Origin of the sequence: Pseudanabaena sp. CCNP1317, assembly GCF_034931345.1 — a bacterium.
Lineage (GTDB): Bacteria > Cyanobacteriota > Cyanobacteriia > Pseudanabaenales > Pseudanabaenaceae > Pseudanabaena > Pseudanabaena galeata.
The window spans coordinates 26,293-46,240 of record NZ_JAYGIF010000014.1 but is presented as its reverse complement, the minus strand read 5'-3'; the positions used below and the strand labels follow the sequence as shown (position 1 = coordinate 46,240).

Annotated in this window: 18 protein-coding genes; 7 read left to right on the top strand and 11 right to left on the bottom strand. The window is 41.5% G+C overall.

Translation table 11 applies throughout. From position 1 onward, the window contains the following. Positions 1-3 precede the first annotated feature (3 nt). The 4 genes from VB775_RS07085 to VB775_RS07070 form a co-directional block, all read right to left on the bottom strand. Complete coding sequence (locus tag VB775_RS07085; protein ID WP_281006387.1) at positions 4-462, bottom strand: hypothetical protein; 459 nt, start codon at positions 460-462, stop codon at positions 4-6. A 3-nt stretch (positions 463-465) separates the two neighbouring features. After that, entirely contained in the window at positions 466-1,245 is a 780-nt protein-coding gene (locus VB775_RS07080) for a TIGR04255 family protein (protein ID WP_281006386.1), read from the bottom strand. A 142-nt stretch (positions 1,246-1,387) separates the two neighbouring features. After that, positions 1,388-1,846, bottom strand: a complete 459-nt coding sequence (gene smpB, locus VB775_RS07075) for an SsrA-binding protein SmpB (RefSeq protein WP_281006385.1) — start codon at positions 1,844-1,846, stop codon at positions 1,388-1,390. Positions 1,847-1,865: 19 nt separating this feature from the next. Then, positions 1,866-2,216, bottom strand: a complete 351-nt coding sequence (locus tag VB775_RS07070) for a hypothetical protein (RefSeq protein WP_094534637.1) — start codon at positions 2,214-2,216, stop codon at positions 1,866-1,868. A 367-nt stretch (positions 2,217-2,583) separates the two neighbouring features. On the opposite strand from VB775_RS07070, the gene VB775_RS07065 reads away from it, so the two are divergent. The 3 genes from VB775_RS07065 to VB775_RS07055 all read left to right on the top strand — a co-directional run bounded on the left by VB775_RS07065 (position 2,584) and on the right by VB775_RS07055 (position 6,293). Next, positions 2,584-4,377, top strand: coding sequence for a protein kinase domain-containing protein (locus VB775_RS07065; protein ID WP_281006384.1), 1,794 nt, complete (start codon positions 2,584-2,586; stop codon positions 4,375-4,377). 184 nt (positions 4,378-4,561) lie between these two features. Further along, on the top strand, positions 4,562-5,134 hold the full coding sequence (locus tag VB775_RS07060) for a hypothetical protein (RefSeq protein WP_281006383.1): 573 nt from the start codon (positions 4,562-4,564) through the stop codon (positions 5,132-5,134). Between the two features lie 397 nt (positions 5,135-5,531). Continuing rightward, positions 5,532-6,293, top strand: a complete 762-nt coding sequence (locus tag VB775_RS07055; protein ID WP_281006382.1) for a hypothetical protein — start codon at positions 5,532-5,534, stop codon at positions 6,291-6,293. A gap of 100 nt (positions 6,294-6,393) precedes the next feature. Here VB775_RS07055 and pheA read toward each other — a convergent pair whose 3' ends face one another. The 3 genes from pheA to VB775_RS07040 form a co-directional block, all read right to left on the bottom strand. Next, entirely contained in the window at positions 6,394-7,230 is an 837-nt protein-coding gene (gene pheA, locus VB775_RS07050; protein ID WP_281006381.1) for a prephenate dehydratase, read from the bottom strand. Between the two features lie 109 nt (positions 7,231-7,339). Next, complete coding sequence (locus VB775_RS07045; RefSeq protein WP_281006380.1) at positions 7,340-10,354, bottom strand: transporter substrate-binding protein; 3,015 nt, start codon at positions 10,352-10,354, stop codon at positions 7,340-7,342. Positions 10,355-10,720: 366 nt separating this feature from the next. Next, positions 10,721-13,165: an ATP-binding protein gene (locus VB775_RS07040; RefSeq protein WP_281006379.1), complete on the bottom strand. Its 2,445-nt coding sequence runs from the start codon at positions 13,163-13,165 to the stop codon at positions 10,721-10,723. A 163-nt stretch (positions 13,166-13,328) separates the two neighbouring features. On the opposite strand from VB775_RS07040, the gene VB775_RS07035 reads away from it, so the two are divergent. The 3 genes from VB775_RS07035 (at position 13,329) to kaiC (ending at position 16,290) form a co-directional block, all read left to right on the top strand. Next, entirely contained in the window at positions 13,329-14,210 is an 882-nt protein-coding gene (locus VB775_RS07035; protein WP_281006378.1) for a circadian clock protein KaiA, read from the top strand. Positions 14,211-14,429: 219 nt separating this feature from the next. Then, complete coding sequence (kaiB, locus tag VB775_RS07030) at positions 14,430-14,729, top strand: circadian clock protein KaiB (protein WP_009626105.1); 300 nt, start codon at positions 14,430-14,432, stop codon at positions 14,727-14,729. Beyond that, a complete protein-coding gene (kaiC, locus tag VB775_RS07025) occupies positions 14,722-16,290 on the top strand; it encodes a circadian clock protein KaiC (protein ID WP_281006377.1) in 1,569 nt (522 codons plus the stop codon). The genes kaiB and kaiC overlap by 8 nt, the downstream gene beginning before the upstream one ends. Before the next feature lie 32 nt (positions 16,291-16,322). Here kaiC and VB775_RS07020 read toward each other — a convergent pair whose 3' ends face one another. Together VB775_RS07020 and VB775_RS07015 are read right to left on the bottom strand one after the other, a co-directional pair. Then, positions 16,323-16,814: a pentapeptide repeat-containing protein gene (locus VB775_RS07020; RefSeq protein WP_281006376.1), complete on the bottom strand. Its 492-nt coding sequence runs from the start codon at positions 16,812-16,814 to the stop codon at positions 16,323-16,325. 248 nt (positions 16,815-17,062) lie between these two features. Beyond that, positions 17,063-18,046 (bottom strand): homoserine kinase, encoded by a 984-nt coding sequence (locus tag VB775_RS07015; protein WP_281006375.1) that lies wholly within the window; start codon positions 18,044-18,046, stop codon positions 17,063-17,065. Positions 18,047-18,366: 320 nt separating this feature from the next. Here VB775_RS07015 and trmB point away from each other — a divergent pair, with 320 nt between their 5' ends. Further along, positions 18,367-19,077, top strand: a complete 711-nt coding sequence (gene trmB / locus VB775_RS07010; protein WP_281006374.1) for a tRNA (guanosine(46)-N7)-methyltransferase TrmB — start codon at positions 18,367-18,369, stop codon at positions 19,075-19,077. Positions 19,078-19,089: 12 nt separating this feature from the next. Here trmB and VB775_RS07005 read toward each other — a convergent pair whose 3' ends face one another. Continuing rightward, positions 19,090-19,470, bottom strand: coding sequence for an HNH endonuclease (locus VB775_RS07005; RefSeq protein WP_281009430.1), 381 nt, complete (start codon positions 19,468-19,470; stop codon positions 19,090-19,092). Positions 19,471-19,490: 20 nt separating this feature from the next. Beyond that, the gene (locus VB775_RS07000; RefSeq protein ID WP_281006373.1) at positions 19,491-19,844 is read right to left on the bottom strand and encodes a hypothetical protein; all 354 of its coding nucleotides are present in this window, start codon (positions 19,842-19,844) and stop codon (positions 19,491-19,493) included. Between the last annotated feature and the right edge of the window lie 104 nt (positions 19,845-19,948).

Below are 19,948 nucleotides of genomic sequence, written 5' to 3'. Positions count from 1 at the left end.
TTTTTAAACCGTTATTCCTTTAACTTCCTTGATCAATTCCAAGATAGGCTGAGGTATTTCTCCCCAAAAATGATCTGATCCTTGCTCATCTCTAGTACCAAAAAGAGCAGCGTAATACAACAGACCTTCAGGGCTAATGCTAACTGACAGTATCCAGCGCGGATTACTGTACCACTCTAGAGTTAAATGACCATCTGGTTCAGCCCCAACTGAGGGTAAAGGGTAACCTAGTGGTAGTGCCTCAATAAACCAGTATGTCTTAATTACAGTTTCTTCTTGAACAGCAAAGGCATTATAACCATCCCAATTTGGGAATTTGCATTCTTGCCAAAAAGCAAATAGCTCGTTATAAGCTGATTGCTTACCCAAAATCACAGACTGATCAAAGTACCCTTTTTGCTTATGGGTAGTTGCATCAATATAATCAGCAGTTTCTGTATTTCCTCGTATAGCTGTGACCATAATTTAACTCCCAAAATTATTTAAGGCGGTTTCAGTTATATTACTGAAAAATATTTTATTCTTAAGCCAACGCATTTCAGCAAGTTGTTGGTTTAAATTCTCTCGAATACTAGAAACTTCATTTGTAAAGACATCAATATCTACAATTAACGCTTTCTCACGTCCTGATCCAGATTGATCGGGCTGGATAGTACGAACTAAGTTGATTTGATAAGGATAATCACTCACTTGGTAAGTGTCTTGATAAAAAAATGACTTTGGAGATATCTCTAGCCCAGAAAGTCTATATGGTTCGCTTATAAGATAGGTTGAGATTGACTCATCTTGTTTTAAAAGAATTCGGTTAATGAATCGGACTCCTAATCGGCGGATTGCTGGTGGCTCTGCTAACTCCACAAAAACATCCCAAACCCGCAAGGCTTCGGTCTTAAAATTTTCCCAACTTTCATAGGATTGAACTCTACTAAAAGCAATTCCAGTATGGGTAAATTGAGCTACATAATTTTTAGGGTTATCTTCAAGCCTAAAGCCATTCCATTGTGTATGCTGTGAAAATTGAGATCTATCATCAGGTGTGCCTTCTATTTTAACTTCTATGCCATATTGAGGCTGAATAATGGGGTATTCAGGCAATCGATTGGTTAGCTTATCCTTTAATGATATTTGCTCTAACGGCTTATTAGCATGAGCTTCCCAATGAATTACAGCCTCAAGAATAGGTGAATTGGTTAAGTTCGGAAATTCTTCACTAAGATTGATAGCAAATTGAGATGGCGCAAACATAATAACTTTTTAATTTTTAGAGATGCAATATATCAACTTGATTTGGGTGAACAAGCCTACAGTATATTTTTTAAACTACCACAGGTTTTGTGAACAATCGCTAATTTACAAATCAGCACAAATAAACGAATATTTTTAAATTTTAACGATTTTTCATGGTGCGTTCAATTTCACGTTTGTCATCGCGTTTTTTCATGTCATCGCGCTTGTCGTGGAGTTTCTTTTGGCGGACTAAGGCTAAATCAACCTTAATCCATCCATCTTTTTGATAGACCTTGAGTGGTACTAGCGTCAAACCCTTTTGCTGCACAGCCACGATCAACTTGCGGATTTCATCTTTATGTAACAGCAAGCGACGAGTGCGGGTTGGCTCATGGTTAAAATACACACTGGTCGTATGGTGTGGAGCAATATACATATTTAGCAGCATGATCTGCCCCTTCCGCACAATGCCATAGGCATCGCGGAGATTTGCTTTCCCTCCTTTAATTGATTTAACTTCCGTGCCAAGTAGCTCGATCCCTGTTTCATGGGTTTCGAGAATTTCGTAATTAAATCTAGCTTGCCGATTTTCGGCGAGTACACGATAGTAATTTGCCATTTATTCCCATTAATACTGTCTAATATCCTGATGTAACTTCTAATAGCTTCCATTCTGGACTGTCACAGAATGCTTTAGAAACACGATCAGAGATTCCATGACAGTAATTATTAATCCGCAGTGGCAGTTCGGCATTTTTGGTAACGCTAGTCAATTTTGCCTGATTGCCCTCAATCTCAGAACGATGGATCAAGACCTCTACCGTAACCATTTTGGCGAATGACGCATTAGTCTCGATTTCTTGGGCAATCACATAGTCATCAGTTTCATAGGTAATTACCAAGCTACAAGACTCCAACGTTTTGATAATCGTTGAATGTAGGTTTTCGGGAGCGATTTCAACTAAGAAATGTTGAGTGTATCTAGCCATAAATCATCAAAACAACTGGTTCGGCTAGCAGTTTACTAGTCCTTGTCTACGAAACTATCTCTAAAAGCTATATGTCCATTCTGCACTATGTCATTTTTTGACATTAGCACTTTAATTTTAGGTATTAGGGCTTACAGCTTATCCATCATAAACCAAGGTGTCGTTAAATCGTTTAATCCTAAAGCATGAGCATCGACATTATCAAAACCCAAATAAATGAAGGAGGCGCGAAGCGCCTCCTTCATTTATTTAGTAAGTGAAACCTAAAATATGGGAAGTGACGCTTTGTGTCACTTCCCATATTTGGGTTTTGTGTTTTACTTGTAAGGCGATCGCTATATATTTGTGACAAGAATGGTGTAATCGGATGATTGGTCAATTACTTGATGGACGCTACCGCATTGCTAGTAAGTTGGGTGAGGGTGGGTTTGGCCATACTTATTTAGCCCATGATACGCGCATCCCGAATGAGCCGCTTTGTGTGGTCAAACATCTCAAACCTGCTAGTAGCGATCGCGAATATTTAAAGGTGGCGAGTCGCTTGTTCACCAGTGAAGCGCAAACCCTTGCTCAGTTAGGTAGTCACGATCGCATTCCTCGTTTGCTGGCTTATTTTGAGCAGGCTGGGGAATTTTATTTGGTAGAAGAGTTTATCGAGGGGCGATCGCTAGAACTAGAGTTGGTACGCGGCTATCGGCTCAGTGAAACCTTAGTTATGCAGATCCTTGATGATTTATTAAGCATTTTGGAATATACCCATAGTCACGGCGTAATTCATCGGGATATTAAGCCAGATAACATTATTCGCCGTAAATCCGATGGCAAATTAGTATTAATCGATTTTGGGGCGATCAAACAGGTTCAAAATCAGCTAAATCAAGAGGGAGCCACGATCGCCACCGTAGCGATCGGGACTTTGGGATATATGCCTAGTGAGCAAGCTCAAGGTAAACCCCGCCATAACAGTGATTTGTATGCGCTTGGAATGATCGGCATTCAAGCTCTGACAGGTTTACCGCCCCGTGAATTGCAAGAGGATTATCAAACGGGAGAGTTAATCTGGCAGCATCTTGTACCAAACAAGTCGAGCTTAGTCGATGTATTAGCCAAGATGACGCGCTATCACTACAAAGATCGCTATGAATCAGCTTTAGAAATTCGTAAAGTTTTGGTAAATTTAAGCGATCGCAACTTGCCAACTCAACCAGTAAGTAACTCCGCTAATGGGCTTCAGTCAACGATTGTGGGTCTCAATAACAATCAAAACAACAATCATAATTTGCATACGGAAGTCTTACCCCAAGTAACTCCCACAGTCCCACCGACAGAAGCATATACGCCAGCGATCGCGCCGCCACTGATTCAACAACCACCAATCCAACCATTACCACCAGCTACTCAAACACCTACACCCATAAATCGCGAGCCATCTCATGAACCATTGCCTCAGCAGACTGTACAGGTTCACGCTCCAATTCAAGCTGATCATAATGGTGGTAATGGGAGTAATAAAGGTTTATGGATTGTTGTCTGGGGCGGAGCCTTTGCCTTCGCGATCGCGATCGGCGCTTTGATGGCGACACGTTCATCCAATACCGCCACAAATACCGCCAATAACTCCACTCCTACTAAAGCTGCCATTACCCAAAGTCCTAGCAAAACTCCCGTAGCTAGTCCTAGTCCATCCGCATCTATCGAACCTACAGCTATCGCAACTTCTGCCCCCACAGGAGCACCTAGTCCGACACCAACTACTTCTCCCCAAATCCCAATTACACCTTTGTCTGAGACTGATGCGGTAGATATCGTAAATAATTTGGTAGCGAGCAAAAATCAAATGTTTGCCCCACCCTTTGACCGTAAGTTGCTGGCTGAACTAACTACAGGGGAAGCCTATGAAAAACGCAAAGGGGCGATCGACTGGTTAGAGCAGAATAATGCTTTTTATCGCTATGGTGAATTTACGGTGAGTCGGGTTGGAGCATTTGGAATTCAGGATAATCAAGCCAATGTGACCGTAGAAATTTTTGAAAGTCCCACCCTATATGTCAATGGCAAAATTGATCGCAGTCAGTCGCAACCATCAAGGGGGCGCTATGTTTGCACCCTAAGTTTTGAAAATGGCAAATGGAAAATTGCCAATCTGACAAAAGTAGATTAGCTAGTTAATTTAATAATTTTTTTATTCTATATCTAGTATTTTTATTTTTGTGGTCTACTGACACCTTAAATATTCCAAAAAAAATTATTGACTTACCATAAAAACAATATTAAGCTAAATAAGCTTCATTGGCTTTGACTATATCTATTCAATCAAATATTCCATAATTACGGAGTACATCTACATGAAGTCAGTCAGTAGTTTTGTAAGTCTCTCACTTGTCTCTTTTCTAAGCATATCTCCCAGTTTTGCTCTTAATCAAACTTCTAGTCGATCTCTTACTGTCTCTGAGTCCGAATTTAACAGTTCCACTAACTTTGACAAATCCATTCTCAATGAATTTAATTCTCGACGTGATGTAGTCGCTAATACTCTCAACTCCATCATCAGAGCAGCAGAACGTCAGCAACAGCAAGCAGAACGCGCACGCGCCGCAGAGGAACGCAAGCAAGCCCGTGAACTTCAAAGGCAGAGAAACCAAGAAGCAGCCCAAAAACGGCAAGAACAACGTGAGTTGGCTAAGGCTGAAGCCGCAGAAAAGCGGAGAATGGCGGAAGAAAAGGAAAGACAATATTTGGAAAGTCTTACTCCAGAGGAGAAGAAAGCCTATCTTGCTCGGCAACAAGAACAACGTGAACGCCAAGCAGAGGCTAACAGACAACTAGCGAATGAGGTTGTTAAAACCCTATTCACTAGTCCCAGAGTTGTGTGCCGTAGTGGTAACTGGCTAACTGGCTACACCTATTATGATTGCTAGAAATTAATCAGATTTACATCGAATTTCTAAACTTTCGGATTAATTTATAGCTGTCGCCATTTGTATTAGGACAAATTAAAACCCAAGAAGCGAGTGGCGGCGCATCGCGCCGCCACTCGCTTCTTGGGTTTGTATCTTAACAAGACTGGCGACAGCCATATAAAATAGTATCAACACAGCGAGAACATGAAGGTTTTATCAAGTAAAACCTTCATGTTCTCGCTGTGTTGATATTTAGGGTTTAGTTAATGATTAACTTTTGTACCTACTGTGGGAATAGTCAGTGAAGGGGAATGCAGTAAAGTTATGTTGATAATCGTTACTTATGTATTGCTAGGTGCGTCATAAGACAAATGATAATTTAAAGAATTTCTACTTAAGTAATTGGTGCATTGTTATGTTGTACGCATCAAAGATTGTAACGACTGTGAAACCTAGTGATCGCGAAGGTTTTCTTGGGGCGCTTGAGCAGTCCACTCTACCTCTGCAAAACACAGTCGGCGTGAGCCTACTTCTAGTCTTACTATGGGGAGCGATCGGCGCAACTGCCTATCATTATTGGCAATTACAAAAAAAACGCCAACAACTAAAGATCGAGAGACTGAAAACCCATGAACTTGCCAAAAAGCTCAAACTAGCTCTGCATACAATTGATGAGCATGAACGCAATCCTGATTTGATTCATTCCCGTGAGTTCAATCTGGATTATCTCAGCATGAGGATGGAGGAACCCCATTTTTGTGAAATTATCTTGGCGCAAATAAAGGTTAACCTCCGCCAAAAAGTTGCACCTGCACTAATGCCAACCGAGGAAGACAGTGGCACGGTTCGCAAGATCGATGTAACTTTTGATGTGTCTTATCAGCCTGAGCATCATGATGATTCACAAATTCGCACCCTCTTTCGTATCCATGTCAAGCTAGCGAAAATCCCCACCCATGGTTCGCAGAGCATTCTCAAGGATTTGGCGACTGGGCTAGAAAGTTTTGTAGTTGCCTCAGATGCAAATCGGAATTGGCAACCTACGATTCAGGGACGGCTAGCGGTAATTAGTTGGGATCAAACGGCGAAACCAACACCTCTATTGGTGATCGAGCAAACTAATGAAGGTAAAAATGTGCTGATGCGGAACAAGCGTCTTGCCCAATCTAAAATCTAAAAAAGGAGGCGCTTTGCGCCTCCTTTTTTATAACCAAGAATTTTTGTAAAAGTGTTGTGAAGCAACACTTTTACAAAAATTCTTGGTTCGGATTTGATAGCTAGGTAATTGCATAACTACCAAGAATTTTAAGATTTTCAGTGACGGCTTGCAGTTCTTGTAGAGCTTCACTGAAGTTAGGATCATCAATGGGGGCTTCAATATCGATGAAGAAAATATATTCGCCCAGCGATCGCTTGGTCGGGCGTGACTCAATCCGACTCATGTTAATTTGGCGATCAGCGAATACTGATAAAGGTTTGACTAAGGCTCCTGGCATATTCCGTTTCAGGCTAAAGGCAAGGGAAGAATGTGTGCCTCTAGTAGTGGGTGAAGTGCGTCCGAGTACTAAAAAACGAGTGCAGTTATCAGGTTGATCGTTAATTGGATATTGCAGAATTGGTAAATCGTAAATTTCGGCGGCTCGTTGTGAGGCGATCGCCGCCACGGTCACATCTTTAGCCACAATATGCAAGCCATCGGTTGTAGAGTCACTAGCAATTTGCTGCACCGTGGGTAAATGATGATCCAGCCATTGCTGACATTGCGCTAAACCTTGAGGATGGGAATAGACAACTTTAATATCGTCAAAATTTTGGGCGCGAGTAATCAAAGCATGGGCGATCGGCATAACGATCGCCTGTTGGATTTGCAATGACTCCGATTGCCAGAGGCTATCGAGGGTCATGGTTACCCCCCCCTGAATTGAGTTTTCAACAGGGACAACAGCCACATCCACATGACCCTGCTCGGCAGCATTAATCGCTTGGGGAATCGTGGGGTAAGGACACATCCGCGAAGGATCATGCTCTAAGTCTGGATGGCTAAGCTGTAAATATTGCAAAGCTGCCATTTCTGAATATGTACCTGCGGGACCAAGGTAAGCAACCGTTGTCATGATTGGGGTTTCGCCATTGAATAAGGAACCAGATTTTTAGTGGTATGGCTTCGCCTCATCACTAAAAATCTGGTTCCTTATTTTACTGTTCCTTAGCGCAGATAATCCCCTATACAGAAGAGGATAGGCTTTGCATCTCCTCTTGGTCTGCTGACGCTAACTCTGATGCAGGCGAATCAGACTTACGGTCAAGCAACATATATGTATCCATTTCACCTCTTCCTTTGACAAATATTTTGCCACGATGCCAAAAAGAATATTTATCTTTGAGTAACTCATAGGTTGCTTGCGTCACCTGAATCCCTCCCGCTAAACCATGGGATTCCATCCGACTAGCGACATTCACAGCATCACCCCACAGATCGTAAATAAATTTGCGGATACCGATCACCCCTGCCACAACTGCCCCTGTATTAATTCCAATTCGTAAACGAAAAGCAGTACCGTCATCACGTTTAAAATTAGAGATAGATTTTTGCATGGCTAGAGCCATCTCGGCGATCGCTTCAGCATGGTCAGGACGAGACGTGGGCAATCCACCAACTACCATATAGGCATCCCCAATGGTCTTGATTTTTTCTAATCCCAACTGATCGGCAAGCAGATCAAAAGAAGAGAAAATTCCATTGAGCATAGTCACTAAGTCATTGGGTGAAACTTGGGTCGAGAGGGTCGTAAAGTCCACAATATCCGCAAACAAAATGGAGACATTATCAGACCTTGAGGCGATCACATTATTGTTAATCTTCAGTTGTTTGACGATCTCTTTTGGCAAGATATTCAGTAACAAATTTTCTGACTTTTCTTGCTCCGCTTTGAGGGCTTGTTCGGCAAGTTTCCGTTCCGTAATATCTTGAACCAGTCCCTCATAGGAAATAAAGTTACCTTCATGATCATAATTAGCTCTGGCATTAATCAAAATCCAAATGATCCTGCGATCGCTCTTATAGACCAAAGCTTCAAAACTAGCCACTGAGCCTTCGGTAGCTAGTTGATGTAAGAGTTCTTGATAACGTTTTGGTTCTGTAAATAGACGATATGGATCTAACGCAACAGCAGTAAGCAGTTCTGCGGGATTTTCATAGCCATAAATATTGGCCAGTGCAGGATTAGCATTGATATAACATCCATCGGTTTGAGCTTGAAAAATGCCTTCGATCGCATGTTCAAAAATGCTGCGATACTTCTCTTCCGCTTGACGTAAAGATTCTTCAATTTGCTTTTGATGACTAATATCAATAATCACCCCATCCCAAACCGTATCGCCTTGGTCATTGCGATGGGGCTGAGAGATAATGCGTACCCACTTAACTTTCTCAAACAAACTAGAGACCCGATATTCATGCTCAAAGGTCATCAATTCTTCGGCAGATATCTGCACCATCTCATTGAGTTCCGCACGGTCTTCAGGATGCGCCATATCAAATACCCATTCCAAATGCTCCGTAAACTCTTCGACGGATATGCCAAAGATTTCCTGCGTGCGGGGGCTAATGTAAGGCATAGAGACAGCGCCATCAGGATGTAGCACAGCCCGATAGACCACCCCAGGGACATTATCGGCGATCGCCGAAAATCTCTGCTGACTTTCCCGTAATAGTATTTCCGCTTGCTGACGATCCGCCGCTTCATTTTGTAAACGTCTGATCGTTTTCTGTAATTGCATCGTGCGCTGTTCAATACGATGCTCTAATAGTTCATTGGCATCCCGTAAAGCCCCTTCCACATTTAACAAATCTGCCTGTGTTTTGAGAAGGCGCTGATTTGCTTTAAACATCTTCGACATTACCGCACGGGTAATCTCAGGAGCAAGTTGGTTACGCCCTTTACCTTGCCCTCTTCCTAATAGCTCCGCGATCGTAAATTCCAAGTCCTGAGCATCTTTTTCTAGCTGCCAACTTTGCTGAATGCCTTGAGTAATATCCGCAAGGATTTCAATAACTACGGTTGATGTATCTGGATTTAATTCCTCTACTCCTAACCATGGCTTTGGTTTGATCGGATCGACTGTATATAAGATTTCAAACTTACCTGTGGGAGTAATTTCCGCAACTCGACAAGCTGTCCAAATGTGATGGTTGCGATCGCGGACGATTTTACCAGCAGGTGAAGCAAAGCTTTGATCATAGGCCGCCTGACGTACTGGAATCACGTCAAAGGTTTGAGCGGCTTCAACGGCTTGTTTCCACAAAAAAACTTGAGTATACGCAGCTTGCATGACGACGTTAACAGTTGGCGTTGGCGATCGCTCAACACCGTACCAAATTGAGTATTTACGTAAAAAATCTTGATTGTGCGCCGTATCTAGGCTTTGGAAATAGTTAGAGCTAGCCAGATGGCCTGCGATCGCCACAGGATGCTCTAGACTTTCCCAGAGATACCTCAGTTCTAGATCAGTTAAGCGCAATGATAGAATGGGAATTTCTTTAGCCTGAATTCCCGCTTCGACATACTGTTGTAAAAAAGCAATGGAGTTCTGTGGAGATAGGGTGCTAATTACCGCAGCAGGTTCAGTATGCTTAATTTTGGCAATACTTTCATGGTAGTTAGATATGTCACGGGGAATATAGTCTTCACACAGTAATAAGCCATTTTGCTGCTTAATTTGAGCGCGAATAATCTTATTAACTGTGCGTGAATAAATACCATCTGTGCCAACTAAGTAAATGCGATCGCCTTTGTTTTGCAGCAACCAATTAATCGCTGGCTGGATCACTTGATTGGGACATGCACCTGTATAAAAGATATTGTCTGAGCATTCTAGCCCCTCGTAATAATAGGGATACCAAAGTTGGGCTTGATGCTTTTCAAGGATAGGAATTACCTGTTTCCGCACCGACGATAAACCACACCCAAATAAATTTTTAATATCCAGTTCATGCAATAACGATCCTGCTTGCGAAGCAATACTGTGATCATTCGCCACAATATCAATCACAATGGGATCAATATTTTTTCCTAATATGCCTCCTGATTGATTAATTTCGGAGATCGCCATCAAGGTTACCTCTTTAACCAGCGCCTCACTATTGACTAAACCAACGCTCGGAAATTGCATCACTCCAACTTGCATGACTTCAGTCCTACTACCTGCAATATTTAAGGACTTAGCCTCTCGATTCATTGGTTGATACTCCCTCTACCTTAAGCTTGACATCCTTAGCAAGATATGGCGCTTTTCACTTACTAATTTTGATGTTCTCTAAAAAAGTTAGCGACAGATCTATCACTTATATTTAAACAATTATTTCTAAACAATTATTTCTAAACAATTATTAAACAAATTGCCAATCCCTAAACAATACCTCCTAAATCTAGCTTGATTGCTCTCCAAATATGTTCGGCGAAATGGCTCAAAATCCAGATATAACATCCTTAAATAGTGTATGAGAGTGCGCCCAAAAGGGATATACCCCCATACACTATTTAGAGTGGGTTTCATTTTGTATACAGTAAAATGAAAACCCAAAATCTTTACTCTAATTGATTATCAACCACGGTTAATAGTTGCAGTATTCGCAAAAGAGTTTGGCACAAAGTAACATACAGCATTATTAATTGACTGATGCAAAGCCAATAAAACTTCGGCTCTAGCTGTATCTAAATTATCTAAATCTAAACTCAGACAATCATGCAAACTCAGGTTTGCAAATCGATTTTGGAGCCAATTAATTTCGGCGATCGCTGACTTGGTAACGATCAAGATTGGTAAACTTGATAGCGTCTCTAATTCACTAATATCTTCTAGATACTTTAGCAAAACTTGATTATCACCATTCAGCAGAAATAGATCTGGCTGCCAAATTTTGGACAACACATCTGCTTGGGGCAAGTCTTCCGCTTCTAGTAAGCTATGACCAAGGTCGTGTAGTAATTCAATTACACCCTCTTCCAGATTTTGATTTAGGTATAAGAACTTGAGGGATTTTGGTCTAGCCGCATAGTTAGGCAAAAATACACTCAATTCGGCAGCTTTGATCGGTTTGAGCAATATTCCGTCAGCTTGATGCGAATTAATTTTGGGTTCATCGGCTCGTTTCATCATCACCACGCGAATATGCTGGGTTACCGTATCCCCCTTGAGTAAAGCTAATACATCCCAGCCCGACAACATCGGCACATCTGGACTCAACAAAATTAGACAAGGTTGCAACCGCCTTGCTTTTTCTAGAGCTTCAGTTCCCGATCGCGCAATTACTACTTGATAATTAAAATCCGCCAGAGTATTTCTCAACCAATCTAAAGCCTCCGTAGAAGTTTCTACCACCAATACTAATCGCCCCTGACTAATATCCATCCGTCGATCAAGCTGCTCAAAGTGAACATGATCATGATTGGATCTAGTTTCAGGCGGCAACAAAATCGTAAACTGACTGCCCACATCAACCTGCGAAACAAAGGTAATATCACCACCGTGCAAACGCGCCAAGTGTCTGGTTAAGAGCAAACTCGATCCAGTACCTTCAAAGCGCCGAGTTAGGACGTTTTCCACCTGTTGAAATTTTTGAAATACTAAACTTTGTTTCTCTTCAGGTATTCCAATTCCCTGATCCCAGACCGTGATGGCGAGCCAGCCTTCCCACCACTTCACAGTCATCCCTATTTGTGGAGAAATAGATGGTAAATCATCAACCAGTTCCGATGGCGAAAAACTAAATTTAAAAGCATTGGAAAGCAGATTTACCAGCATTTGCTGCAACCTAGTTTCATCGGCATAAATTGTCTGTACCGTTGGATCAATGTCTAGGTGAATATCTAACTCCCAGCCTTCTTCAAAGTTATAGTTACGAAAAATCGTGGAATCCTGTTGAACTAACTTCTTCGCTTGCTGGATGCTTTTTTGACAAATCTCTTTGACTGAAACAGTCTCTGCATATAGTTCTAATTGCCCTGACTCAGCTTTAGCAAGGTCAAAAATATTATCAATAATCGAAACTAATTGCCGACCACTTTGATGAATCATCTTCACATAGCGACTCTGACGTTCATTAAGTTCGCCAAAGGTGTTGTTGCTCAATAAACTGGCGATCCCAATTACTGAGGTTAATGGCGTTTTCAGCTCATGATTAATGCAGGTCAAAAATTCATCTTTGACCCGACTTAGCCCCGATAGCTCTTGAGCCAGATTTTTTTGGGCTGTAATGTCATAGGCGATCGCCAGATCTAGCCCTTGCAAACTGCCCTGCAAAGCCACACTAATCACTTGCCATGTAAACGATGCACCATCAGTAGTACAAAACTGGTGAGTTACAGGGAGCTTTGGCTCTAGTACGTGGGAACGCTCATTAACTTGTCCCTTTGTTGGAGATGATGTAGATGTATTTGAGATACTGCTACTAGTCTCATCGACTGGCAATATATCAGCCACGGTATTGCTAGGTAAGCTCTCGTACAAGCTATTGCGCCATGCGGCATTCATACCCACAATTGCTCCATCGCGATCGCTAACCATCACAGGCAGAGGCAACTGATAGATCAAGGGCAATAACAATGAGGTGATGGACGGGCTTTGATTTTTATCTTCTTGTACGAGCGATCGCAGTAAGCTTGAGACATCCAAAAGAGATGCAAATCTACCATTGCTATCTACCAAAGCCCAAGTTTCTGCTGAATGCCGATATTGAGAGATTCTTTGCAAAAAATCGGCGATCGTCATGGCGATCGAAATCGCAGGTAATGGCTCAAGATCAATATCTTCTAAAGCGATCGATGGCGCAGAAAATGTATAACCATCTACTGATTTAGATTGCCAATTTAATAAACATCGTGCATTAAACAAACCCTGTGGCAGATCATTTTGATCCACCACCACCACATGAGACCATCCTTTTTGAAGAAGGGCTATTGCTTCAGCAGTATCAGTGGGTAGTCGGCAAATTGCTACAATCGACTGTCCATATATCTCTAAAGACTGATTTAAGATGAGGGAGTCCATATGCTGAAACCCTTTTGGATTATGTTTAATAAGTGGTGTTTGTCACTAACAGCCTATAATTTTTTATATATAGTACAATCACCAATCTCACATGATTTCGCTATTTAAGTGCGAAAATAAAGCTTAAGATAAAATTCAAGTCATTATCAACCACCAATAGCCCGTGCCTGTTCTGTCCAATCTACAAGTATGCTGTTTGGTGGCTGAAGCTAATGTCAGCCAAACCAAATCTACTCTTGCAAAATATTTGCCAGAGGATCGATACACTATTACGGTTGTTACCGAATTAGAAGCACTTGTAAGTTTATTAACAAAAACTCAAAATGTCCAAGACTGTCTAGTTATATTTGAAAATGTGATCCCCGATGTCGAGACTGTCATCGATCACCTTGGTATGTTGAACATTTTCATACCTACCATATTAGTTCTAGAAGATCTTTATGAACAAAGTGACCCTCACTATGAACAAAGCGAATCAAAGGACTTTTATCGAGCCAGTATCAGTATCAATTTTGATCAGATCCAAGATCTGCCCACAATTATCGATCAGGCGATCGACACTTTTATCAAGATTTCGCCACAAGTTAGACATCAAGTCTATGTCAATATTCCGCACAGTGCGGCTTCTGAGTCTTTAAGTGTCCAACAACAGCGATTAGCCAGAAAGCTTAATGAAAGATTGGGGTATTTGGGGGTGTATTACAAACGCGATTCACGATTATTTCTCCGTAACCTATCACCTGAAGATAGAAAAGAGTATCTTGAGCGCTTAAAAAACATTTATCGGTCGATTATCCTCGAATACTTTCTCGAAAAAAGTGATGATTTAAATCAAAAAATTGATGAATTCGTTAATCTTTCTTTTTTTGCGGATATTTCTGTATCACAGGTTCTAGAAATTCATATGGAACTAATGGACGAATTTGCTAAGCAATTAAGACTAGAAGGTAGAAATGATGAAATTTTACTAGATTATCGAATTACGCTAATTGATATGATCGCGCATCTATGTGAGCTATATCGTCGATCTATTCCACGCTCCTAACAGGAACTTAAAAAGATCTTAAAGATCTAATCAAGCTTTTTTACAGAAATATTCACTAGATTAAATCCGCTTGGTCTACTTAAAATCTTGAAACTCTGCCTATATTGTGCCTAAACTTTAGTTTATGTCCCCCTATCGCTCCATCGCCAATGCAAAGATTTATTTTCTAGAAGTTTAAGAGATACGTTATAAATAGCCGACGCAACCCAAATTAATGAAATGATTCGTAAAACCTACGTCCTAAAACTCTACGTCGCAGGCAACACGCCAAACTCTGTGCGGGCGCTGAAAATGCTCAACGATATCCTTGAGAAAGAGTTTCAAGGAGTTTATACATTGAAGGTCATTGATGTGCTTAAAAACCCACAACTAGCTGAAGAAGATAAAATCCTTGCTACTCCTACCTTAGCAAAGGTTTTACCACCACCTGTTAGAAAAATAATTGGCGATCTGTCTGATCGCGAAAAGGTATTAATCGGACTAGATTTACTATATGAGGAATTAATTGGCAATGACTAGCTCATCAACTGAAAAAAATAACGACAGTAACGATATAAAAAGACAAGAGCTAGGTGTCCAAAAGTTACGCACCATGATTGAAGGGTTGGATGATATCACTCATGGGGGCTTACCCAAAGGGCGCTCAACTCTTGTCAGTGGTACATCGGGTACTGGCAAAACTTTATTAGCAATGCAGTTTCTCTATAACGGCATTACAGGGCTGGACGAGCATGGCGTATTTGTTACCTTTGAAGAGTCACCCTCTGACATTATCAAAAATGCTCATAGTTTTAATTGGGATCTCCAAGAATTAATCGATCAAGGTAGATTGTTTATCCTCGATGCCTCTCCCGATCCTGAAGGTCAAGAAGTAGTTGGCGATTTTGATCTATCGGCTTTAATTGAACGCATTCAATACGCAATTATTAAATACAAAGCAAAACGGATCTCCATTGATTCGATGACTGCTATTTTTCAACAATACGACTCCCTAGGCTTAGTTCGCCGCGAAATCTTTCGGATTGTCGCTCGCCTCAAGTCTTTGGGCGTAACTACAGTCATGACCACCGAGCGAGAATTAGAGTATGGTCCCGTAGCAAGATTTGGCGTAGAGGAATTTGTTTCTGATAACGTCATTATTTTAAGAAATGTCCTTGATGGAGAACGTCGCCATCGTACTGCCGAAATTCTGAAACTGCGTGGCACAACCCACATGAAGGGAGAATTTCCGTTTACGATGACCAGCAAAGGGATCAATATCTTTCCCTTGGGTGCGATGCGTCTTACTCAAAAATCTTCTAATACTAGAGTTTCGTCGGGCATCGCCACCCTTGATGAAATGTGCGGCGGTGGCTATTTCAAAGATTCGATCATTCTTACCACTGGAGCAACGGGTACTGGTAAGACTTTGATGGTAAGTAAGTTTATTGAGAATGGTTGTGAGAATGGCGAACGGGCGATCTTGTTTGCCTATGAGGAATCTCGCCAACAGCTTACGCGTAATGCTTCATCTTGGGGAACTGATTTTGATAAATGGGAAAGTTCTGGCTTACTAAAAATTATTTGTGTTTACCCTGAGTCATCGGGACTAGAAGATCATCTACAGGTGATTAAGTCTGAAATTGAGTCCTTTAAGCCATCTCGCATTGCGATCGATTCTCTTTCGGCTCTAGCTAGAGGTGTCAGCAACAATACCTTCCGTCAATTCGTGATTGGCTTAACGGGCTATGTTAAGCAAGAAGAAATTACGGGCTTATTTACGAATACAACCGATCAGTTCATGGGTTCGCATTCAATTACTGAGTCACATATTTCGACGATTACAGATACAATTATTCTGTTGCAATATGTGGAAATCCGTGGACAAATGTCGCGGGCGGTCAATGTATTCAAGATGCGGGGATCGCGCCATGACAGCCGTATTCGTGAGTATGTGATTACTGATGAAGGCGCACAAATCAAGGATTCATTCCAAGGATTTGAGAGGATTTTGAGTGGTTCACCAACACGAGTATCGGTGGATGAAAAATCGGAACTTTCACGAATCATTCGTGGTGTATCCGTGGAACCTTTAGAATAATAAAAAGGAGCGCAATGCGCTCCTTTTTATTATTAGCATCCTAGGGATTCGCGGGTGTCAACGCCTGTTTTCGAGTTTGTGCCAGAGGCGTTAAGACAAAGTTTCTTTAATTGCTGCACATCGATCAATGCATTGGTGAAGTCAGTACCTGTGACATTTACCCCATCAAAGGTTGATCGCAGCATATTGGTATCAGCTAAGATTGCGTCACTCAGATCGACATTCTTAAATCTAGTGACGTAAGCTATTCCTGAGCTAAAATCACTCCCATGTAAATTCGCACCATCTAATAAAACGCCGTTAAAAAGTGCGCCGCGCAAATCTGCATTGGTAAAATTTGCATTTTTTAAAGTGACACTTGTAAATTCGGCTCTAATTAAGTTTTTACCAGAGAAATCCTCACCTTCAGCTTTATTGAGGATGGAACCAGTAACACTAGAGGAGCTAGCAGCTTGTACTGGCAAAGGGTTTAAAAATAAGACAGTTGCTAGGATAAAGCTGGTGATAAATCGCCAATATTTCATAATTTATTGAGAATAAGTTGGGATAGTTTATTTTTTATTACTAACTATTAAATCTCAATTATAGTCAGCCTTGTTAACTGTTCCTGCACAAAACCCAAAAGGCGACGCTTTGCGTCGCCTTTTGGGTTTGAGCGCAAAGCGCTGTAATTCGACACATAAACCCAAAAAGATGAGTGGCGGCACTTCGCGCCGCCACTCATCTTTTTGGGTTTGATTTTTCCTAGCTATCTCTTGCGTTGCTATATGAATTAAAAAGGCTTCCAGTCGGGCGATCGCAACATCTTAAAATGCTCAAGACGTTGGTGGAAGTAACTCGCATCAAGTTTGCTGTGATTGTGTACGATCGCGTGCTTGACACTGATCGCCCATTGCCAAATCTGTGCAACTTGGATCAAGGGTTGCATACATATCAATTCGATATCTTCGAGAGGCTGGACTGACTGATAACCATGCAAAAAAGCCTTGCGAACGATGGGACTAATACCTGCGCGCAAAGTCACTTGCAAAAACTTGGCAATGTCAAATGATCGCCAGCCATAACCACATTGATCAAAATCAAATAGGGTGATCTCGTTGGTTTCCGTAAAATGCACGTTACCGCTATGCGGATCACCCCAGCAAACACTCCAAATGGGGAATTCTTTGGGTAAATGATGGATTTGTTCTTTGATTTGGGCGATCGCTTCATTCATATATGCTCGCGTTGCCCCATTCAAAAACGGTGATAGATCTCGCAATGAGTCATCTAGTAAATACTCGATCGTCAAATGGGGGCGATCAATATGACAATTAAAGTCTTGGGCAGTGCCGTGAAGCTGTGCCAAGGTTTCCCCTAACTTTTGTGCCTGCACTTTATTCAGATCGCCAACAGCGACTTGACCTTCAGCATAAGTAAATAAGGCGGCATAGCGTTTACCTTCAAGGGCTGGAATCTCAATTGCTAGTCGTCCATCATTAGTTGTGAGGGGATGTGCCACAGGAATATAATTTTTGTGCAAAAAAGCTAATAATTCTAATTCAAATTCGATTTCTGCTTTAGATCGCCAATGGGCATGGGAAACTCGCAATACATAACGGCGATCGCCTGCTTCCACTAAATAGATATCGCTCAGCCCCCGCATCCAAAATACACAACTAGTAATTTCGCCCACAGCATAGCGAGATAAAACACGATCTACCAAGGCTTGCGGTGCAAGGGTGGAATAGGTAATCGGAAAATGCTGGTCAGACATACTAGAGAAATGCTTTAGAGACCAATCCGCGACAGGCATAGCGATCAATAAGTTGGGGAATTTTTAGCACTATTCCAGATATATCGCAGAGCAGGGATCAAAAGTGTTTGTCAAAAACCAAAAGCCATTTTTTGTAGCAATTTTCATTATGAAACCGATTTTAGTGTTTCCAACGCCTTAGGCGTTGGAAACACTAAAATCGGTTTTTTGAAAGCACTCCAACGGAGTGCTTTCAAAAAACCGATTTTTATAATGAGAATTGCAGATCGAAGAGGCTGCCCAAAGCGTCATATCTTCGATCTGAGGTATCCTTAAATACTATGCAAAACTCCTCAACTCCCCAACCCAAACCATCCCCAACTGAAATCATTGTCAACGTTAGCAATGAAAATGTTTCACGGCGGGCGCGTGTACGTGAACATGTAAATCCATTAGCCAAAAAATACAGCGTGGCGATCGCACCACCAGTCTGGACTGAGGTTTATGCCGATTGGTCAAAGCCGTTAAGTCTGGATATTGGATCGGCAAGGGGACGTTATATTTTGCAAATGGCGCAACTTAAGCCCGATTGGAATTTTTTGGGTTTAGAAATTCGGGAGCCACTAGTCGATCGCTGTAATGAAGTGCGCGACGAACTAGATTTAAAGAATCTGCATTACATTTTTTGCAATGCCAATGTGTCGCTAGCGGGACTATTAACTAAAGGCTCATTGCATGAAGTCACAGTCCAATTTCCCGATCCTTGGTTTAAGCGTCGCCAACAAAAACGCCGCGCCGTTCAACCTGAGCTGGTTGCAACTTTAGCGAAGTTACTTGTACCCAGTGCCAATGTATTTTTGCAGTCAGATGTGTTGGAAGTAGCTGAAGATATGCGTCAACATTTCGATGCCAATGATAATTTTATTAATCTCGCTGGGGCTGGAAATTTTGCCGATAGTTCGATTTTTCCTGAGCATATTCCTACCGAGCGCGAAAGTTCAGTAATTTCGCAAGGTTTGCCCGTTTATCGCGCTTATTTCAAACGTAAATAGGCTTTGTTGAGTTCAAGGAAATAAGCCGAGACGAATCCATATTTGCCTTGCTCCTACCTGTGCAGGGCTATTCATTTCTAGATATTTGACTGTAACTTCTCCTGTTGGGATAATTCCCGTGATCGTACCGATTTCAGTATTGACATAAAAATGTTCATGCCATTTTTCGTTTCTTGGATGAAAGAAAGCAATCTCACTATCAGCGTTAGCTAGATTTCCACTCATACGGCTTCCTTTGCGAAGGTTACAAGAACGACAGGAAAGAGCTAGATTCTCTAGGGTGTTTTTGCCCTGTCGAGACAAAGGAATAATATGTTCAACTTCAAAAGGAAAATTAAAAACAATTTCAGGAGCTTGGCAGTATTCACAGCGATGATTGGCACGCTTAGCGATCGCAACATATTAAGGATTCATTAACTCTGGATCAAGATTGATGTACGTGCTGTTGCGGCTCTTAACTCAGCTTCAACTAATTGATCTAGCTCTTGTTGTTGATTGATTGATAATTCTTGGTCTTGATCTCTTGCAAGTCTCCACAAGTCCATTAACTCAGATAGGTGTTTTTGTTGTTCCGCCCCAAACAATGAGTCAGGCTGAAAGCTTTGAATAAGAACGATCGCACTAAATTCTATTTCACCTAGTTGAGCCGTTAATGCGTCTAAAGCTTGCCCCGCAGTTTTGCCCTCAGAGTGTTTATCACCTGCAAGGGCGCGATATGATTTTTCACCTTTAGGATCAGAAATTGGCAAAATTGATACGGTAGCCATCCTTTCATCTCAAAGTCATTGAACTAATCATAGCTTACTTAATATTTATAATTTTTGTACTAATTGATGTAAATAAATAAATTTTATCGTAATGGTTAAATTTC